The sequence below is a fragment of the Pseudomonas sp. PDM10 genome, from assembly GCF_014852295.1.
GTDB lineage: Bacteria > Pseudomonadota > Gammaproteobacteria > Pseudomonadales > Pseudomonadaceae > Aquipseudomonas.
The window spans coordinates 1-635 of the sequence record NZ_JACVBJ010000017.1 but is presented as its reverse complement, the minus strand read 5'-3'; the positions used below and the strand labels follow the sequence as shown (position 1 = coordinate 635).

Annotated in this window: 1 pseudogene; it reads left to right on the top strand. The window is 66.6% G+C overall.

What is annotated here, in order from left to right:
• Positions 1-635, top strand: a pseudogene (locus IB252_RS29890) (glycine dehydrogenase (aminomethyl-transferring)); the annotation flags it as partial.

The window sequence follows — 635 nt, the reverse complement described above, 5'->3', positions numbered from 1 at the left end:
CTGCTGGCCCTGACCGTGCTGACCCCGCCGGGCGAGTTCGGCGCCGACGTGGCCATCGGCAGTGCGCAACGCTTCGGCGTGCCGCTGGGCTTCGGTGGCCCGCACGCGGCGTACTTCTCCACCAAGGATGCGTTCAAGCGCGACATGCCGGGCCGTCTGGTCGGTGTTTCCGTCGACCGTTTCGGCAAGCCGGCCCTGCGCCTGGCGATGCAGACCCGCGAGCAACACATCCGCCGCGAAAAGGCCACGTCGAACATCTGCACCGCCCAGGTGCTGTTGGCCAACATCGCCAGCATGTACGCCGTGTACCACGGCCCGCAAGGCCTGACCCAGATCGCCAACCGCGTGCATCACCTGACCGCGATTCTGGCCAAAGGCTTGAGTACTCTGGGCCTGAAGGTTGAGCAAGAAAACTTCTTCGACACCCTGACGATCAAGACCGGCGCGCACACTGCCGCGCTGCACGAGAAGGCGCGTGCCCAGCAGATCAACTTGCGCGTGGTCGATGGCGAGCGTCTGGGCCTGTCCCTCGACGAAACCACGTCGCCAGCTGACGTGGAAACCCTGTGGGCCTTGCTGGCCGACGGCCAAACCCTGCCGGACTTCGCCGCCCTCGCCGCCTCGGTGGTTAGCGC